Source organism: Nakamurella alba, assembly GCF_009707545.1.
Taxonomy (GTDB): Bacteria; Actinomycetota; Actinomycetes; order Mycobacteriales; family Nakamurellaceae; genus Nakamurella; species Nakamurella alba.
The window spans coordinates 693,431-710,775 of record NZ_WLYK01000001.1 but is presented as its reverse complement, the minus strand read 5'-3'; the positions used below and the strand labels follow the sequence as shown (position 1 = coordinate 710,775).

18 protein-coding genes are annotated in these 17,345 nt (G+C 73.1%); 5 read left to right on the top strand and 13 right to left on the bottom strand.

The annotated features are described in order from the left end of the window. Nucleotides 1–342 precede the first annotated feature (342 nt). Complete coding sequence (locus GIS00_RS03145) at nt 343–807, bottom strand: hypothetical protein (protein WP_154766914.1); 465 nt, start codon at nt 805–807, stop codon at nt 343–345. An 84-nt stretch (nt 808–891) separates the two neighbouring features. On the opposite strand from GIS00_RS03145, the gene GIS00_RS03140 reads away from it, so the two are divergent. Beyond that, nucleotides 892–1,887, top strand: coding sequence for a phosphotransferase family protein (locus tag GIS00_RS03140; RefSeq protein ID WP_154766913.1), 996 nt, complete (start codon nt 892–894; stop codon nt 1,885–1,887). Here GIS00_RS03140 and aroB read toward each other — a convergent pair. From aroB to dapE, 6 genes are all read right to left on the bottom strand, one after another. Then, complete coding sequence (gene aroB, locus GIS00_RS03135) at nt 1,877–3,001, bottom strand: 3-dehydroquinate synthase (RefSeq protein WP_154766912.1); 1,125 nt, start codon at nt 2,999–3,001, stop codon at nt 1,877–1,879. The genes GIS00_RS03140 and aroB overlap by 11 nt on opposite strands. After that, complete coding sequence (locus GIS00_RS03130) at nt 2,998–3,477, bottom strand: shikimate kinase (protein ID WP_154766911.1); 480 nt, start codon at nt 3,475–3,477, stop codon at nt 2,998–3,000. Before GIS00_RS03130 ends, aroB begins: the two co-directional genes overlap by 4 nt. Nucleotides 3,478–3,514: 37 nt before the next feature. Continuing rightward, a complete protein-coding gene (gene aroC / locus GIS00_RS03125; RefSeq protein WP_154766910.1) occupies nt 3,515–4,759 on the bottom strand; it encodes a chorismate synthase in 1,245 nt (414 codons plus the stop codon). 60 nt (nt 4,760–4,819) lie between these two features. Then, nucleotides 4,820–5,506 carry a hypothetical protein gene (locus tag GIS00_RS26770; RefSeq protein WP_196073094.1) on the bottom strand — a complete coding sequence of 229 codons (687 nt, stop codon included), beginning with the start codon at nt 5,504–5,506 and terminating at the stop codon, nt 4,820–4,822. A gap of 123 nt (nt 5,507–5,629) precedes the next feature. Further along, nucleotides 5,630–6,358 carry an LOG family protein gene (locus GIS00_RS03115; protein WP_154767836.1) on the bottom strand — a complete coding sequence of 243 codons (729 nt, stop codon included), beginning with the start codon at nt 6,356–6,358 and terminating at the stop codon, nt 5,630–5,632. Nucleotides 6,359–6,439: 81 nt separating this feature from the next. Then, nucleotides 6,440–7,510, bottom strand: coding sequence for a succinyl-diaminopimelate desuccinylase (gene dapE, locus GIS00_RS03110; RefSeq protein WP_154766909.1), 1,071 nt, complete (start codon nt 7,508–7,510; stop codon nt 6,440–6,442). Nucleotides 7,511–7,534: 24 nt separating this feature from the next. Here dapE and GIS00_RS03105 point away from each other — a divergent pair, with 24 nt between their 5' ends. After that, nucleotides 7,535–8,536 (top strand): hypothetical protein, encoded by a 1,002-nt coding sequence (locus GIS00_RS03105; RefSeq protein WP_154766908.1) that lies wholly within the window; start codon nt 7,535–7,537, stop codon nt 8,534–8,536. Between the two features lie 39 nt (nt 8,537–8,575). Here GIS00_RS03105 and GIS00_RS03100 read toward each other — a convergent pair whose 3' ends face one another. After that, nucleotides 8,576–9,409 (bottom strand): oxidoreductase, encoded by an 834-nt coding sequence (locus GIS00_RS03100; RefSeq protein WP_154766907.1) that lies wholly within the window; start codon nt 9,407–9,409, stop codon nt 8,576–8,578. Nucleotides 9,410–9,507: 98 nt separating this feature from the next. Between GIS00_RS03100 and dapD the strand changes: the two genes are divergently transcribed. Both dapD and GIS00_RS03090 read left to right on the top strand, forming a co-directional pair. Continuing rightward, complete coding sequence (gene dapD / locus GIS00_RS03095; protein ID WP_154766906.1) at nt 9,508–10,467, top strand: 2,3,4,5-tetrahydropyridine-2,6-dicarboxylate N-succinyltransferase; 960 nt, start codon at nt 9,508–9,510, stop codon at nt 10,465–10,467. A gap of 374 nt (nt 10,468–10,841) precedes the next feature. Then, entirely contained in the window at nt 10,842–11,873 is a 1,032-nt protein-coding gene (locus GIS00_RS03090; protein ID WP_196073093.1) for a CHAD domain-containing protein, read from the top strand. A 10-nt stretch (nt 11,874–11,883) separates the two neighbouring features. Here the strand turns inward: GIS00_RS03090 and dapC are convergent, their stop codons facing one another. The 5 genes from dapC to GIS00_RS03065 form a co-directional block, all read right to left on the bottom strand. Further along, nucleotides 11,884–12,990: a succinyldiaminopimelate transaminase gene (gene dapC / locus GIS00_RS03085; protein ID WP_154766904.1), complete on the bottom strand. Its 1,107-nt coding sequence runs from the start codon at nt 12,988–12,990 to the stop codon at nt 11,884–11,886. Between the two features lie 7 nt (nt 12,991–12,997). Then, the gene (fdxA, locus tag GIS00_RS03080; RefSeq protein WP_322097409.1) at nt 12,998–13,324 is read right to left on the bottom strand and encodes a ferredoxin; all 327 of its coding nucleotides are present in this window, start codon (nt 13,322–13,324) and stop codon (nt 12,998–13,000) included. 157 nt (nt 13,325–13,481) lie between these two features. After that, nucleotides 13,482–13,937: a hypothetical protein gene (locus tag GIS00_RS03075; protein WP_196073092.1), complete on the bottom strand. Its 456-nt coding sequence runs from the start codon at nt 13,935–13,937 to the stop codon at nt 13,482–13,484. Continuing rightward, nucleotides 13,934–14,785 carry an N-acetyl-1-D-myo-inositol-2-amino-2-deoxy-alpha-D-glucopyranoside deacetylase gene (gene mshB / locus GIS00_RS03070; RefSeq protein WP_322097408.1) on the bottom strand — a complete coding sequence of 284 codons (852 nt, stop codon included), beginning with the start codon at nt 14,783–14,785 and terminating at the stop codon, nt 13,934–13,936. Before mshB ends, GIS00_RS03075 begins: the two co-directional genes overlap by 4 nt. Before the next feature lie 22 nt (nt 14,786–14,807). Continuing rightward, the gene (locus GIS00_RS03065) at nt 14,808–16,580 is read right to left on the bottom strand and encodes an ABC transporter ATP-binding protein (protein ID WP_407666784.1); all 1,773 of its coding nucleotides are present in this window, start codon (nt 16,578–16,580) and stop codon (nt 14,808–14,810) included. A gap of 125 nt (nt 16,581–16,705) precedes the next feature. Between GIS00_RS03065 and GIS00_RS03060 the strand changes: the two genes are divergently transcribed. Beyond that, a complete protein-coding gene (locus GIS00_RS03060) occupies nt 16,706–17,329 on the top strand; it encodes a PH domain-containing protein (RefSeq protein ID WP_196073091.1) in 624 nt (207 codons plus the stop codon). Nucleotides 17,330–17,345 lie beyond the last annotated feature (16 nt).

Genomic DNA, 17,345 nt, shown 5'->3' with positions numbered 1-17,345 from the left:
AAGGCCGGCGCAGGGACGGGGCGCGATCTGCTTCGGCGACCCACACACAGAGTAGTCGAACGATCACAATCAGCGCTGCTGTGCACACCACAAGATCCACAAGTCGCCCGGATCGTGTGGCGCCGAATCCGTGCGGGACCGCATCGGATGGTCCGATCGCGCGACGTCACGACTCTGCGCTACGGCGGCGCTGCTCCGGTGGTGTGCCGCGAACGCGTTTCAGCGACCGCCGTGACGGAACGAAGATTGGTGCAGGGCAACAGGAATCGCCCACCGGGAACGACAATTCGGACACCGCGGGCGTTTTCGTGCACGGAGACGTGACACGCATCCGGGCCGGACTCAGCCCTTGACCAGCCGCTGCAACCGGGTCAGATCGGCGGGTGCGAGCGTATCCAGCGGGATCACGTGCGCCGCCCTGACGTCCCGCCGCTGCAGCACCAGCACCCCGGCCCGCGCCCAGCAGTTGCGGATCGCGGTGTACGGGATCTCGCGGCTGCCGTCGACGTCGCCCAGCACGACGGCGGACTTCCCCAGCCGCAGCGAGTGCTCGGAGCCGGCCGGGAACCGGCTGCGCACCGCCGCGCGGCCCTGGGCACCCAGCAGCAGCACGAGCAGCACCGCGACCACCAGACCGATGAGGATGCGGTCGAGCACACCCGACCCCAGGCCGAACCCGATCAGCCCGGCGGCGACCGGGACGACGATCACGTTGAGTGGTTGCAGCAGCCGGACGACGGCGAACCCGTCGGCCATCCGGCGTCCGGTGCCCTCGTCCGCGATCACCACGTTCGTCCCACCGGCCACCGGAGAAGTCTCGCACGCGGCCGGTCCGGTCCACTGCCGCGAAATGTGCAGGACACCGCGGCCACGGCACGGCAGCATGTGCGGATGGGGATCCCCGAGCGGATGAACGACGTCTCCGCGCAGCCGTTGATCGACTGGGCCATCGCCGGACTGGCCGAGCAGGGCATCACGGCGGACGGCGCGCCGGAGGTGCGGAACCGGGACTGGTCGATCGTGGTCCGCCAGCCCACCGACCGCGGGGTGGTGTGGCTGAAGGCGAGCGCCCGCGGTTTCGCCGCCGAGGCCGGCCTGCTGGTGCTGCTGGGTGCGGCGGCGCCGGAGCACGTGCTGCAGCCGCTGCTGGCGGACCCGGACCGCGGGTGGTTCGTCACCCCGGACGGCGGCCCGGTGCTGAGCGATTCCGGGGCGGCCGGCAGCGGGCAGTGGATCAGCCTGCTGACCGGCTACGCCGACCTGCAGCGCGCGGTGGCCGACGAGGTCGACGCGCTGCGCGCCACCGGGCTGCCGGACATGTCGCCCGCGACCCTGCCGGCGTGGTGGGAGAAGGTGCTGGACCGGGCGGCGGAGGAACCCGATGTGCCGTTGGGCTTGGCCGATCTCGACGCACTGCGCGGGCTCGGCGGGCAGGTCGCGGCGTGGGCGGCGGAACTGGACGAGGACATCACCTCCGGCCGGCTGCCGCTCAGCGTCGACCACAACGACCTGCACACCGACAACGTCTTCGTCACCGGTGGCGAACTGCGGATCTTCGACTGGGGCGACGCCGCCCTCGCGCACCCCTTCACCTGCCTGGGGCTCGCGCTGCGCACCGCCACCGGCATCGAGGACGTCCCCACCGGCATCGACGACGGACCGCTGCGTGCGGCCTACCTGCAGCGATGGGCCGGTCCGGACGCCGAGGTGCCGACCTGGATGCAGCGGTCCTGCCTGCTCGCCGAGGGCATGTCCTACCTCTCGCTCGCGGCCAGCTGGCTCCGGCTGCCGGGCGGGTTCGGCCCGGAGTTCGCCGGGTACTTCGCGAGCTTCCTCACCGGCTTCCGCGACTTCGCGGCCGACCCGCAACTGCCGACTACAGGTTGACGGTGCCCGGGCTGCGCCGCTGCCCGGCGACCACGGAGTAGGCGGCGGCCAGCAGCGACGGGTCCGGACCGACCAGCCGGCCCGGCTTCGCGAGGGCATCGAGCACCACGAAACGCAGTGTGCCGGAACGGGTCTTCTTGTCCGATCCCATGGTCTTGACCAGGTCACCCAGCGCGTCCGGGTCGTAGGTGGTGGGCAGGCCCAGCGTGTGCAGCACGGTCAGGTGCCGGTCGGCGGTGGCGTCGTCGAGGCGGCCGGCCGCCCGGGACAGCTCGGCCGCGAACACCAGACCCACCGACACCGCGGCACCGTGTCGCCAGCGGTAGCGCTCGCGCTTCTCGATCGCATGCCCGAGAGTGTGTCCGTAGTTGAGGATCTCGCGGAGATCCGACTCCTTCAGGTCGGCGGCGACCACCTCGGCCTTGACCGCCACCGCCCGCCGCACCAGCTCGGCGAGCTGCGGCGTGGCCGGGTCGACGGCAGCCTCCGGGTCGGACTCGACGATGTCCAGGATCGCCGGGTCGGCGATGAATCCGGCCTTGACCACTTCGGCCATACCGGCCACCAACTCGTTGCGCGGCAGCGACTCCAGGGTGGCCAGGTCGGCGATGACGGCGCTGGGCTCGTAGAACGCGCCGACCATGTTCTTGCCGGCACCGGTGTTGATCCCGGTCTTCCCGCCGACCGCCGCGTCCACCATGCCCAGCAGCGTGGTGGGCACCTGCACCAGCTTCACGCCGCGCACCCAGGTCGCTGCGGCGAAGCCGGCCAGGTCGGTGACGCTGCCGCCGCCGAGACCGACGACGACGTCGCCGCGCTCCAGGCCGATCTGGCCGAAGACGTCCCAGCAGAACCCGAGCACCTGCAGGCTCTTGCCGTCCTCGGCGTCCGGGATCTCCAGCAGGTGGGCGTCGATCCCGTTGTCCTGCAGCGCCTCCCGTACGGTCTCGGCGGTACGCACCAGGGTCGGCGCGTGCACGACCGCGGCCTTGCCGCTGCTGTTCGCCTTGACCGCGGCGACCAGGTCGTCCAGCAGGCCGCGGCCGATCAGCACGTCGTACGGCGAGGTCGCCGACCGCACCGGCACGGTCACGGGTTCGGTCGGTGCGCTCATGACAGGTCCAGCTCCTCGATGATGTGCACGGCGACCTGGTCGGCGGTGCGGTGATCGGTGTCCACCTCGAGCACGGCGAGCCCGCGGTAGATGGGCAGCCGGGCGTCCAGCAGCGCCTTGTAGGTGGCCCGCGGGTTCACCCCGGACAGCAGCGGCCGGTTGGTGGCCATCCCGGTCCGCCGCACGCCGACAGGCATGGACAGGTTCAGGAACACCACCCGGTGGCCGCGCAGCAGCTCCTGCGTCTCCGGTGCCAGCACGGCGCCGCCGCCGAGGGACAGGATCCCGTCGTGGCCGGCCAGCGCCTGCGCCACCGCCGAGCGCTCCAGCGCCCGGAAGTGCTGCTCGCCGTCGTCCACGAAGATCTCCGGGATCGGTTTGCCGGCAACGGTTTCGATGTCCGCGTCGGTGTCACGCAGGCGTGCGCCGAGCCGCCGCGCGAGCGCCTTGCCGACGGTCGTCTTGCCCGACCCCATGGGTCCGATCAGGACGACGACGGGGCGGGTGGCGGGATCAGGCGACACCGGTGTGCCCGGCGCCGGACCCGGCCGACGGGTCCGCCGGGATCGGCAGCGTGTCGGTGAGCCCCGCCAGGTACGACTCCACGTTGCGCCGGGTCTCGGCCACCGAGTCACCGCCGAACTTCTCCAGCACCGCGTCGGCCACCACCAGGGCGACCATCGCCTCGGCGACCACGCCGGCCGCCGGGACGGCGCAGACGTCGCTGCGCTGGTGGATGGCGACCGCCGGGTCCCCCGTGGACACGTCCAGCGTCGACAGCGCGCGCGGGACGGTCGAGATCGGCTTCATCGCCGCACGTACCCGGAGCACCTCGCCGTTGGTCATGCCGCCCTCGACGCCGCCGGCCCGGTTCGACCGGCGGGTGACGCCGGGGTGCCGTGGGTCCATCTCGTCGTGCGCCTGGCTGCCGCGGCGGCGGGCCGTGCGGAAGCCGTCGCCCACCTCGACGCCCTTGATCGCCTGGATGCCCATCAGTGCGGCGGCGAGCCGGGCGTCCAGCCGGCGGTCGGCGTGCACGAACGAGCCGAGCCCCGGCGGCAGGCCGTAGACCAGCACCTCGACCACCCCGCCGAGGGTGTCGCCGTCGGCCTTGGCGGCGTCGATCTCGGCGACCAGCGCGTCGTTGGACGCCGGCTCCAGGGTGCGGGTCGGCGAGGCGTCGATGGCGTCGCGGTCCGTTGGCTCCGGCAACCGGCCGTCGACCGCGTCGGCATCACCGATGGACACCACATGGCTGACCACCTCGGCACCGACCACCTCGCGCAGGAAGTGCTGGGCGATGGTGCCGAGCGCCACCCGTGCCGCGGTCTCCCGGGCCGAGGCCCGCTCCAGCACCGGCCGGGCGTCGTCGAAGCCGTACTTCTGCATGCCCGCGAGGTCGGCATGGCCGGGGCGCGGCCGGGTCAGCGGGGCGTTGCGGGCCAGGCCCTCCAGGATCTCCGGGTCGACCGGGTCGCTGGACATGATCTGTTCCCACTTGGGCCACTCGGTGTTGCCGACCTGCACCGCGATCGGCCCGCCGAGGGTGATGCCGTGGCGGACACCACCGAGCACGTCGACCACGTCCTGCTCGAACTTCATCCGGGCGCCGCGGCCGTAGCCGAGTCGGCGCCGGGCGAGCTGGGTGGCGATGTCGGAACTGGTCACCGGTACACCGGCGGGCAGTCCCTCGAGGACGGCGATGAGGGCAGGCCCGTGCGACTCGCCTGCGGTGATCCAGCGCAACACGTGGACCATCCTCCCACGCGGCGGAGCCTCCCCCGGCCGGTGCGGGCGGGGGAGGCCCGGGCCGGAGGCTCAGGCGTTGTTCGGGTCGGCGGAGGTCATGCAGACCTTCCAGCCGTTCTGCTGCACCATCATCGCGGTGAGCCTGCTCAGCTGACCGTTGGCCGAGCTGCCGCCGCGGGTCACCTCGAGCCAGGCGTGGTCGCCGCTGGGGGTCACCGCGCCGACGTCCAGCACCACACCGCCGCCGGAGTTGCTCGGCATGGCGCCCTGCTGCAGGTAGGACGCGATGTCCACCCGGCAGGAGACCGAGACGAAGGTCTGGGCGTCCTGGTAGTTGAACGCGGTCACCCAGGCCACGGCGACCTGCTGCGGGCTCATCGACCGGGTGTCGGCCTGCATCGCGGACACCTGGTCCTCGGGCTGCTGCTGGTTCTGGCCCTGCTGGTTCTGGGCCTGCTGGACCGGGGGCTGCTGGACCGGGGGCTGCTGGACCGGGGGCTGGTTCTGGTTCTGCTGGGCCTGACCCTGCTGCTGGTTCTGCTGCTGAGCCTGGCCGAGGGCGCCGGACTGCTGGGCGGGTGCCGGAGTGGTGCCGCGGGTGGTCAGCAGGATCACCACGACCACGGTGCAGATCATGACCAGGATCGCGGTCACGCTCAGCACCACGCGGTGCGACGACCGCTGCGGCTGCGCGACCGGGGCCCACTGCTGCGGGTACGGGTGCTGGGTCTGCGGGTACTGGGTCTGCGACAACATGGCCGGGCCTTCCGGGGCGGGTGGAACAGCAGGGGTGGTGCTGCTCCGACGACATCCCGGCCGGTTCGGTTCCGCCTGGTTGGGCGCCGGATGTCCGGATCTCCCGCGGGCGTCACGCAGCCGTCAGTGCGCGGCCTCCCAGGCGGCGTAGGCGTCGTGCACGACCCGCACCATGTCGTCGACGTCGTCGGTGACGTGGATCAGGTCGAGGTCGGGCGGCGAGACGTTGCCGTTGCCTGCGACCGTGGTGCGGATCCAGTCGACCAGCCCGCCCCAGTACTCCGACCCGAAGAGCACCACCGGGAACTTGGTGACCTTCTTCGTCTGCACCAGGGTCAGCGCCTCGAACAACTCGTCCAGCGTGCCGAAACCGCCGGGCAGGCAGACGAACGCCTGGGAGTACTTGAGGAACATGGTCTTCCGGGCGAAGAAGTACCGGAAGTTGATGCCCAGGTCGACGTACTGGTTGATGCCCTGCTCGAACGGCAGCTCGATGCCCAGGCCGATCGACATCCCGCCGGCCTCCTTGGCACCGCGGTTCGCCGCCTCCATCGTCCCCGGTCCGCCGCCGGTGATCACCGCGAAACCTTCCTGCGCCAACGCGGCCCCGATCCGCTGCCCCAGGGCGTACTGCGGATGGTCCGGCTTGGTGCGCGCACTGCCGAACACGGTGACCGCACGCGGCACCGCGGCCAGCGCGCCGAATCCCTCCACGAACTCGGCCTGGATCCGCATCACCCGCCACGGGTCGGTGTGCACCCAGTCCGACGGACCGCGGGAGTCCAGCAGCCGCTGGTCGGTGGTCGAGTCGCTGCGGCTCTGTTCGCCGCGCAGCACGACCGGGCCGCGCATCTTCTCGCCGGTGGGGACCCGCTCGCCGGGAGGCTGTTCGGTGTTCGTCACACGCGCAACAGTAGTGACCGGTGCCAGGGATCAGGCCAGGAACGAGCGCAGCGTCTCCGTCATCTCCCGGATCTGGGTCAGCGACACGTGTTCCTCGCGGGTGTGCGCCAGCGACGGGTTGCCCGGGCCGTAGTTGACCGCCGGGATGCCGAGGGCGGCGAACCGCGCGACATCGGTCCAGCCGTACTTCGCGCTCGGGGTGCCGCCGGCCGCGGCGACGAACTCCGCCGCCGCCGGGGCCGAGAGTCCGGGCAGCGCACCGGCTGCCACGTCGACCACCTCGACCTCGTAGCCGTCCAGCAGCTCCCGTACCACCGCCACCGCCTGCTCCGCCGACCGGTCCGGCGCGAACCGGAAGTTGATCCGCACCCGGCACTCGTCCGGGATCACATTGCCCGCGACGCCTCCGGTGATGCCGACGGCGTTCATGCCCTCCCGGTAGACGCACCCGTCGATGTCGACCTCGCGGGCCGGGAACGACGCCAGCCGCTGCAGCACGTCGGCCGCGCCGTGGATCGCGTTGACGCCCATCCAGGACCGGGCCGAGTGCGCGCGGTGCCCCCGCACGGTCGCCCAGGCCGCCAGCGTGCCCTGGCAGCCGGCCTCCACCTTGCCGTCGGTGGGCTCGCCGAGGATCGCCAGGTCCGCGGCCAGCCAGTCCCGGTGCTCCCGCTCGATCCGGGTCAGGCCGTTCCGCTCGTGCTCGATCTCCTCGCAGTCGTAGAACACGACAGTCAGGTCGCGGGAAGGGTTCTCGAGCGTCGCGAGCAGGTGGAGCAGCATCGCGTCACCGGACTTCATGTCGGTGGTGCCGCAGCCGTGCAGCACATCGCCCTCGGTCCGGGACGGCACGTTGCCGGCGATCGGCACGGTGTCCAGGTGCCCGGCCAGCAGCACCCGGGTCGGCCTGCCCAGATCCGACCGGACCAGCACGGCGTTGCCGGAGCGCAGCACCTCGTACCGGCCCAGACCGCGCACCGCCTGCTCGACGGCGTCGGCCAGCAGCTGCTCGTCGCCGGACACCGACGGGATGTCGACCAGGGTGCGGGTGAGGTCGGCGGGGTCGGCGTGCAGGTCCAGACGCGGTACGGCGGCGCTCATGGAAGCGCACAGTACCGTTGCCGAATGCGCAGATCGGTGGTGTGGCTGGTGGCCGCCCTGGTGGTGACCCTGGTCGCAGCGGCGGTCGTCTGGGTGGTCATCTTCGTCCGCGGACCGCAGGGCACCTCGTCCGCCGAGTGCTCGGTCCCGGCCGTGCCCGGACCGGACGTCACCGTCGTGGTCGAGGGGCCGCAGACCACCGGCGCCGGTGCCGCCGGGCAGGCCGAACTGGGTGCCAGCGCCACCGCGTCGACCGAGATCGTCACCGCACCGGCGGTCTCGCTCACCGCCGTGCAGCTGCAGCACGCCTCCACCATCAACGCGATCGGCCTGTCCCGGGAGCTGCCGGAACGGGCCCGGATCATCGCCGTGGCCACCGCCTGGCAGGAGTCCGGGCTGCGCAACCTGCCCGGCGGCGACCGCGACTCGGTCGGCCTGTTCCAGCAGCGGCCGTCGCAGGGCTGGGGCACGGTGGCCCAGGTCGGCGATCCGGTGTACGCCAGCAACGCCTTCTACGACGCCCTGGAGCAGGTCGACGGCTGGGAGTCGATGTCGCTGACCGCCGCGGCGCAGGCGGTGCAGTACTCCGGCTACCCCGACGCCTACGCGAAGTGGGAGCCGACGGCGACCACCCTGGTCCGCGAGCTCTCCGGCGCGGCCGACCTGGCGCTGAGCTGCCGGGCCGGCGCACAGGGGCCCTCCCCCGTCACCGCCACCCGGACCGCGGTGTCCGGGGCGGCGGAGGCGAACGCCGCGCTCGGCCTGCTGCTCGCCGACGCGCAGGCGGAACTCGGTGGCCTGACGGTGGTCTCGGCCACCGGCGGGGCCGCTGTGCTGTCCGCGCAGGTGCCCGGTCTGTCCGACACCGATGCCGCCCGCGCGCTCGCCGGCTGGCTCGTCGCGCACGCCGCCGGCGACGGCGTCGCCGACGTCACCGTGGCCGCGCGCCGGTGGACCACCGCCGGCTGGGCGGCCACCGACGCACCGGCCGCCCCGGGCCGGGTGTCGCTGACCCTGACCGGCTGAGACTCCTGGACCCCGCCTCCGACCCGGACTGCCCGGGGCTCAGGCGATGTCGGCGCCCCGGCCCACCCCGGCCCACTCGTCGAGCTCGGCACGTGTGCGGTCCATGCTCGCGGACACCGCGGCCACGGCATCGCTGCCGACCACCAGGTGCAGCGGCGTGCGCTCCGCGGCCAGCGCGGTGAGGATCGCCGCGGCCGCCTTGTCCGGGTCGCCCGGCTGCTGCCCGTCACCGCCGGCGAGACCGTCGCGGACCGGCGCGATCTGGTCGTCGTACTCGGGCATTCCGGCCGACACCAGCAGCGCCTGCGGCCCGTTGAACGATGTCCGGAACGCACCCGGCTCCACGACGAGCACCCGGATCCCGAACCCGGCGACCTCGCCGGCCAGCGCCTCGGACCAGCCGGCCAGGGCGAACTTGGTCGCCGAGTAGCCACCGACACCGGGGAAGGACAACCGGCCGCCCTGGCTGCTCATCTGCACCACCGCGCCCGATCCCCGTGCCCGCATCGACGGCAGCACGGCCCGGGTCAGCGCCACCGGCCCGAAGAAGTGCAGCTCCATCAGGCCGCGCAGTTCCTCGTCGGTGGTCTCCTCGACCGCCCCGACCAGGCCGCGGCCGGCATTGTTGACCAGCACGTCGATCCGGCCGTGGGCGGCCAGCACCTCCTGCACCGCCGCCGGGATCCGCGTCGCGTCGGTGACGTCCAGCGCCACCACGCCGACCCGGCCCGGGTACCGCTGCTCCAGGTCGGCCATCGAGTCCGGCCGCCGGACCGCGGCGACCACCGTGTCCCCCGCGGCCAGTGCCGCCTCCGCGATCGACCGGCCGAAACCGGACGACGCACCCGTGATCATCCACACCCGCTCGGCCATGTCCGTCTCCCCGGTCCGCCGGTCCTGCCCTGGGTCGTGCCTGCTGTAGTCCCGCTGAAGTCCATGGTGCCCGTGCCCGCCCGATAGGGTCGTTGCTCATGAGCGAGACGCCTTCCACCACCACCGGCGCCCGGGTGATCGGCCTGGCCACGGTCACCGCCGACGACGTCGTGCTCGACGTCTGGTACCCGGAACCGGCACTGACCGGCGCCGGTCGGGCCGAGGTCGCGCAGCCGGACCTACGGGCGGCGGAGCGGTTCGACGAGATCCGTGAGGTCACCCTGCGGATCGTGGAGACGGAGATCGAGGATCTCGCCGCACCGGCAGCCGGCACCGCCGACATGTACCTGCGGCTGCACCTGCTGTCGGCCCGGCTGGTCACCCCGCGCAGCATCAACCTGGACGGCGTGTTCGCGCTGATGCCGAACAACGCCTGGACCGATCTCGGACCGGTCCCGCCGGAGCGGCTGGAGCAGGTGCGGCTGGCGGCGCTGTCCGCCGGCCGCCGGCTCACCGTCTTCGGCGTCGACAAGTTCCCGCGGATGACCGACTACGTGCTGCCGTCCGGGGTGCGGATCGCCGACGCCGACCGGGTGCGGCTCGGCGCGCACCTGGCGGCCGGGACCACCGTCATGCACGAGGGCTTCTGCAACTACAACGCCGGCACCCTCGGCACCTCCATGGTCGAGGGCCGGATCTCGCAGGGCGTGCTGGTCGGCGACGGCAGCGACGTGGGCGGCGGCGCCTCGATCATGGGCACCCTGTCCGGTGGCGGCAAGGAGCAGGTGACGATCGGGGCCGGCTGCCTGCTCGGCGCGAACAGCGGCGTCGGGATCTCACTCGGCGACGGCTGTGTCGTCGAAGCCGGGCTCTACCTGACCGCCGGGACCAAGCTGACCCTGCTGGTGCCGGACGAGCAGGCGCGCACGCTCAAGGCCCGGGAGCTGTCCGGGGTGGCCGGGCTGCTGTTCCGCCGCAACTCGCTGACCGGCGGGGTCGAGGCCGTGCCGCGCACCGGCAGCTGGGGCGGGCTCAACGAGATCCTGCACACCCAGTAGGCCCGGCGGGCCGGACCGGCGGGTTCACCTGCGTGATGGATACTCGCGCCGTGGCAGTCCAGCGACCTTCCCGCCGGCCGGCAGCGAACCCGGCACCGGCACCGGCCTTCTCCGACTCCCCGGCTGCGGTCCCGGCCGCGCCGGCGACCCCGGCTCCGCGGACCAGGCGCCCACGGGCGGCCGCGGCGGCACCGGCGGACGCACCGGCAGCACCGGCAGTTCCGAAGGCAGCAGCAGCTCCGAAGGCAGCGCGGGCGCGCGCGACCCCGACCGCCCGACCGGCCCGTCGCCCCAGGACCGCCGCGGCGACCACGCCCGCCGACAGTGCCGCTCCGGCCCCCGCCGCGGCCCGGCCCGCGCGCCGGTCGCGCGCGGTGAAGGCACCGATCGCGGCGACACGGGCCACTGCTCCGGCCGCCCCGGCTCCGGTCAACCCGGCTGCGCCGGTCGCCGACGAGGCGGACCTGCTCCCGGCCGACCCGGTGACCGCCGAGGAGGCGTTGCCGGAACCGTTGCCGGCGCCCCGCCGACCCGGGCTGATCCCGACCGACATCGCCGACGCGCTGGCCCGGGTGCTCACCGCGGCGACGTCGAGCATCCGCTCCCACGAGGCCGGTAGCCGGGCGGGCGGCGACATCGAGAACGTGCACCAGATGCGGGTCGCGACCCGTCGCATCCGGGCCTACCTCAAGGCCGCGAAGCCCGCGCTGGACCCGGACGCCTCCGGCGGGATCCGGGACGAGCTCAAGGATCTCGCCGACGCGCTGGGCCAGGTGCGCGACCTCGACGTGATGATCCAGCGGATGCACACCGAGGCCGCCGGGCTCGAGGAGCCGGACTCCACCGCCCTCGAAGGACTGATCGGCGCCCTCGACGACGAGCGCGGCACCGCCCGGTCCGCGCTGATCGAGGTGCTGGACGATCCCGGGCACGCCGCGCTGCTGGCCGACCTGGACCGGGCCGCGTTCCGTCCGCCGGTCGCCGACCCGTGGGCGGATCTGGAGGAGCTGGCCTCCGCCGAGTGGGGCAAGCTGGCCAAGGGCCGCCGCAAGCTGCACAAGACCTTCGGCGAGCACCCGCCGGACGACGACCTGCACGACCTGCGCATCCTCGGCAAGCGCGCCCGGTACACCGCGGAGCTGCTGCCGCGGAAGAAGAAGGTGCAGCGGTTCCTCGCCGCCCTCGCCGACTTCCAGGAGGTGCTGGGCGACCACCAGGACGCCTGTGTGCTGGAGGACCGGCTGCGCGAGATGGTCGCCGGGACCGGCAGTGCCGCGGGCGGGATCGCCGCCGGCCGGGTCATCGAGCGCTGCCGGGCCCGCCGGGTGCAGGCCCGCGCCGACTACCCGAAGGCCTGGGCGGCGGTCGAGAAGGCCGCTGCCGACGCCTATCCCGCGTCGAAGTAGGAAGACGCCGTCAGCCGGCCAGGCGCTCGCAGGCGGCCTGCACCCGCTCGTCGGTCGCGGTGAGCGCGATCCGCACGTGCTGGGCGCCGCCCGGCCCGTAGAAGGTGCCGGGAGCGGCGAGGATGCCGTCGGCGGCCAGCCGCTCGATGGTGGCCGCAGCCGGCTCGCCGCGGGTCGCCCACAGGTACAGCCCGGCCTCGGAGTTGCTGATCCGGTAGCCGGCGGACTCCAGCGCCTCGGCCAGCGCCGTCCGACGCTGCTCGTAGCGACCGCGCTGCGCCTGGACGTGGCTGTCGTCGTCCAACGCGGCGATGGCGGCCGCCTGGATCGGGGTGGAGAGCATGAATCCCAGGTGCTTGCGCAGCTGCAGCAGGTCACCGATCAGCGCCGGGTCGCCGGAGACGAAGCCGACCCGGTACCCGGCCAGGTTGGACCGCTTGGACAGCGAGTGCACGGCCAGCAGGTTGGTGTGGTCACCGCCGCTGACGTCCGGGTGCAGGATCGAGACCGGCTGGGCGTCCCAGCCGAGATCGATGTAGCACTCGTCGGAGGCCACCACGGCCCCGTGCGCACGCGCCCAATCGACCACCTTGGCCAGGTGCTCGACCGGCAGCACCCGCCCGGTCGGGTTGGACGGCGAGTTGATCCAGACCAGTTTCGGCCGTTCCGGGCCGAGACCGGCCAGGCCGTCCGACCGGACCGGGGTGGCACCGGCGGACAGCGCACCCACCTCGTAGGTCGGGTAGGCGATCTCCGGGATCACCACGACATCGCCCGCGCCCAGTCCGAGCTGCGCCGGCAGCGAGGCCACCAGCTCCTTGGAGCCCAGGGTCGGCAGCACGTCGCGCTCGTCCAGGTGGTCGATCCCGTGCGCCCGGGCCAGCCACCCGGTGTAGGAGCGGCGGAGCGCGTCGGTGCCGTGCACCGTCGGGTAGCCCGGGGAGTTCGCGGCGTCGCCCAGTGCCCGCCGGATCGGTGTGCAGACCGGGTCGACCGGGGTGCCGATGGACAGGTCCACCAGCCCGCCCGGGTGCGCCGCAGCGGTTCGCTTGGCCCCGATCAGCTGGTCCCAGGGGAACTCGGGCAGCCGGGCGGCGGGCGACAGCGAGGTGGTCATGACGGGGTCAGTGGTCCTCGCCCATCGGGGGGAGCCCGGCGACGAACTTGTCGTCCTTGCCGACCTTGCCCACCTTCGAGGCACCGCCCGGCGATCCCAGGTCGTCGAAGAAGTCGACGTTGGCGCGGGTGTACTCGCCCCAGGCGTCCGGCACGTCGTCCTCGTAGAAGATGGCCTCGACCGGGCAGACCGGCTCGCAGGCGCCGCAGTCCACGCACTCGTCCGGGTGGATGTACAGCATGCGATCGCCCTCGTAGATGCAGTCGACCGGACACTCCTCGACACACGCCCGGTCGAGGACGTCCACGCACGGCTCGGCAATCACATAGGTCACGGCAGTTTCTCCACCTACACGGAAGGTTCTCGGTCCTGACGGGCCACCGGCGGCGGTCCGATCGGGCCCGTACCCCTGCAATCTATCCCGCGCACCGCCGGGAACCGTCATCCCGAGCGCCCGGCACCGCCCTGACACGGCCCCGGCGAGACGACCGTCACACCTGCGGGGCGGCCGGCGGCCGGGCGACCCGGCCCAGCAGCCCGCCGAGGGTCCAGGCGGCGACCAGCACACCCACCCCGATCAGCAGGTACATCCGCCAGTCGGACACCGACACCGGCGCCCGGTACATCGCGTTGCGGGTGAGGGCGAGCCAGGCGGTGACCAGGAACCAGACGATGACCGGCGCCCCGGCGCCGAGCACCGAGCCGGTCAGCCCGTGGCAGGCCCGCGGGGCCCAGGCCAGCACGGCGCCCACCAGCAGCACCGACACCGGGAACGGCACCGCGCCCAGGTGCTGCGGCAACTGGAAGACGGAGACCAACGCGGTCAGCGCGGCCACCGCGCACACCAGCACCACCAGCGCCCAGTCGGCGGGCCCGCCGCGGCGGACGTCCGCGACCGGCTCCGGAACCACGGGCTCCGGCTGCTGCTCCGTGAAGGGCGCGGTCACAGGCCGGCGTAGAGGTCGGTCCGGTCGGTGACCGGAGGTCCGGACAGCACCCGGAAGTACTCGCGCCCGAGCAGCGGCTGGGCGAACCGGTTGGAGAGCGCGAACGCATCCGCGCCGAGCACGTCGACCTGGGTGGCGTGGGCGGCCAGCGCAGCGGACCGGGCCCGCGCCCCGCCGTCGGTCACCGGCACCGCCACGCCCACCAGCTCGTCCTCCACGAAGAACCCGAGATCGCCGTCGCCGGCCGTGAGGTATCCCGCCGGCACCTCGAGTGCGGTGAGCGCGATCCGGTACGGCGCAACGGGTTTCACCACCGCCAGCACCCGGGGCACCCCCGCCTGCGCCGCCGCGGCCACCGCCACCTCGTGCGCGGCCAGGTGGTCCGGGTGGCCGTACCCGCCGTCGGCGTCGTAGGTCAGCAGCACATCGGGACGCACATCCCGCAGCACCTCGACCAACTCCGCCACCGCGGCGGCGTGCCCGGGGCCGCCGCGCCGGCAACGGACGAAGGCCCGCGGGTGGTCGGCGGACGGGGTGCCGACCATCCCGGAGTCCCGGTGGGCCCCGAGGCCGCCGAGCATCCGGTGGTCGACGACGCCGAGCGCAGCACAGGCCGCGCGCAGCTCGGTGTACCGGTAGCCGCCGAGCTGGTCCGCGGCCCCGGCCACCAGGCCCTGCAGCTCGTCGCCGATGACCTCGCCCTCCTCGCCGAGGGTCGCGGTCACCAGCACCACCCGGTCGCCGGCCGACACCCGGTCGGCCAGCGTGCCGCCCATGGTGATCGACTCGTCGTCGGGGTGGGCGTGCACGGCGAGCAGGGTGCGCCGTGGGGTGGTGCCGGTGGTCACCACCCCACAGTAATGAGCCGGGTCAGAAGACCTGGAACTCGTCCTTCTCCACGCCCACGCCCGCGGCCAGCAGCTGGTCCCGCCGTTCCCGGCGGACCTGCTGCTCGGCCGGGTCGGGCACCGGCACCGCGGCCAGCAGCCGCTTGGTGTAGTCCTCGATCGGGTCGGTGAGGATCTGCTCGCGGGTGCCCTGCTCGACCAGCCGGCCGTGGTGCAGCACCGCGATCCGGCGGCAGAGGATCTCGATGACGGCCAGGTCGTGCGAGATGAACAGGCAGGCGAACCCGGCCTCGGCCTGCAGCTCCTGGAAGAGGTCGAGCACCCGGGCCTGGACCGACACGTCCAGCGCCGAGGTCGGCTCGTCCGCGATCAGCAGCTTCGGGCTCAGCGCCAGCGCCCGGGCGATGCCGACGCGCTGCCGCTGCCCACCCGACAGCTCGTGCGGGTAGCGGTTGCGCAGCGCCCGCGGCAGCTGCACCTGGTCCAGCAGCTCCTCGACCCGCTTGGAGCGGGCCTTCTTGTCGGTGGCCACCTTGTGCAGCAGCAGCGGCTCGCCGATCGACTCGCCGACCGGGAGTCGCGGGTTCAGCGAGGAGCCCGGGTCCTGGAAGACGAAACTGACGTCGCGGCGGATCGGCCGCAGCGCCGACTGGCTGATGCCCCGCATCGGCAGGCCGATGACGGTGGCGTCGCCCTCGACGAACGGCAGTAGGCCGACCAGTGCCCGGCCGATGGTGGTCTTGCCGGATCCCGACTCCCCCACCAGCCCGACGACCTCGCCCTGGCCGATCTGCAGGTTGAACCCGTCGACCGCCCGGAAGGCCGGGGAGCGGCCACGTTTCGGGTACTCGACGGCCACCTCGCGCAGGTCGACCACGATCGGCACCGACGGGTCCACCGACGCCCGGTTGGTCGGGTCGACGCCGGCGTGCGCGGCCAGCGCCTCCTCACCGGTGTGCTCGACGTCCAGCCCCTCGGCGATCTCCTCGACCGTGGTGCCGCTCTCCGCGGCGACGATCGCGCCGAGGTGCGGCACCGAGGTGAGCAGCGTCCGGGTGTAGTCCTGCTGCGGGGCGCGGAAGATCGCCTCGGAGGTGCCCTCCTCGACGATCCGGCCGTCCTTCATCACCACCATCCGGTCGGCCATGTCGGCCACCACACCCATGTCGTGGGTGATCAGGATGATCGAGGCGTCGATGCGGTGCTTGAGATCCCGCATCAGCTTGAGGATCTCGGCCTGCACGGTGACGTCCAGCGCGGTGGTCGGCTCGTCCGCGATGAGCAGCTTCGGGTCCATCGCCAGCGACTGGGCGATCATCGCGCGCTGGCGCTGGCCGCCGGACAGCTGGTGCGGATAGGCGTCGACACGCTTCTCCGGGTCCGGGATCTCGACCATCTTCAGCAGCTCGATCGCCCGCTTCCGGGCGGCGCTCGGTGACATCGCCCGGTGGCTGCGCAGCATCTCGGCGATCTGGAAACCGATGGTGTACACCGGGTTCAGCGCCGTCATCGGCTCCTGGAAGATGACCGCGACGTCCTTGCCGCGGATCGAGCGGTAGGTGCGCTGGGAGGCGTCCACCAGTTCCCGCTCGCCGAGCTTGATGGACCCGTCGACGTGCGCGTTCTTCGGCAGCAGGCCGAGGATCGCCATCGCGGTGGTGGACTTGCCGGAGCCGGACTCGCCGACGATCGCCAGCACCTCGCCGGCGGCCAGGTCGAAGTTCGCCCGCTGCACCGCCGGGTACCAGGTCCCGCCGACCCAGAAGTCGATGTCGAGATCACGGACCCGCAGCACGGTGTCGCGGCCGCCGGCCGGCTTGCTCAGGTCGGGTGCGGTCTGGGTCATCGGGTGAGTCCTTCCGTGCCGGTGGCCACCGAGCCGGGGGCCTCGACGGTGGCGCGCGTGCCACGATGGGGCCCATGGCAGCATCGTCCGCAGGTGTCCAGCAGTTCCGGCCGCTGTTCGGCCGCATCCTGTCCGTCGGGGTGTGGGCGGTGTCCGCCGTGGTGCTGGTGGTGGTGATCGTCGGTTCCGGCTGGCCGGCCGCCGTGGGCGCGCTGCCCTGGCTGCTGCTGCTGTCCGGCGCCGTGTGGGCAAGCTTCTGGAACCCGCGGGTGGCGGTCGACGTCGGTGGCGTGCACCTGGTCAACGTGACCCGCACGATCGACGTCCCCTGGCCGGCCCTGCAGGCCGTCGACACGAAGTGGGCACTGACCCTGCAGACCGCGTACGGCACCTACACCGCCTGGGCCGCGCCGGCACCCGGCGGCGTCGCCACCGCGCGGATGACCATGCGCGAGGCCAAGGCGCTGCCCGCGGCCTCGGTGGACCTGGCCCGTGGGATCCGGCCCGGGGACCATCCCGACTCCCCTTCCGGTGCCGCGGCTCTCGCCGTCCGCCGGCAGTGGGCCGAACTGCGTGAGGCCGGCCACCTGGACGCCCCGCAGCTCGAGCACACCCGGGTGCCGGTGCGCTGGCACGTGCTGAGCCTGTCGATCGGCGGCGTGCTGATCGCGTTGTGCGTGCTGACCCTGCTGGTCTGACACACCCCGCGACGAG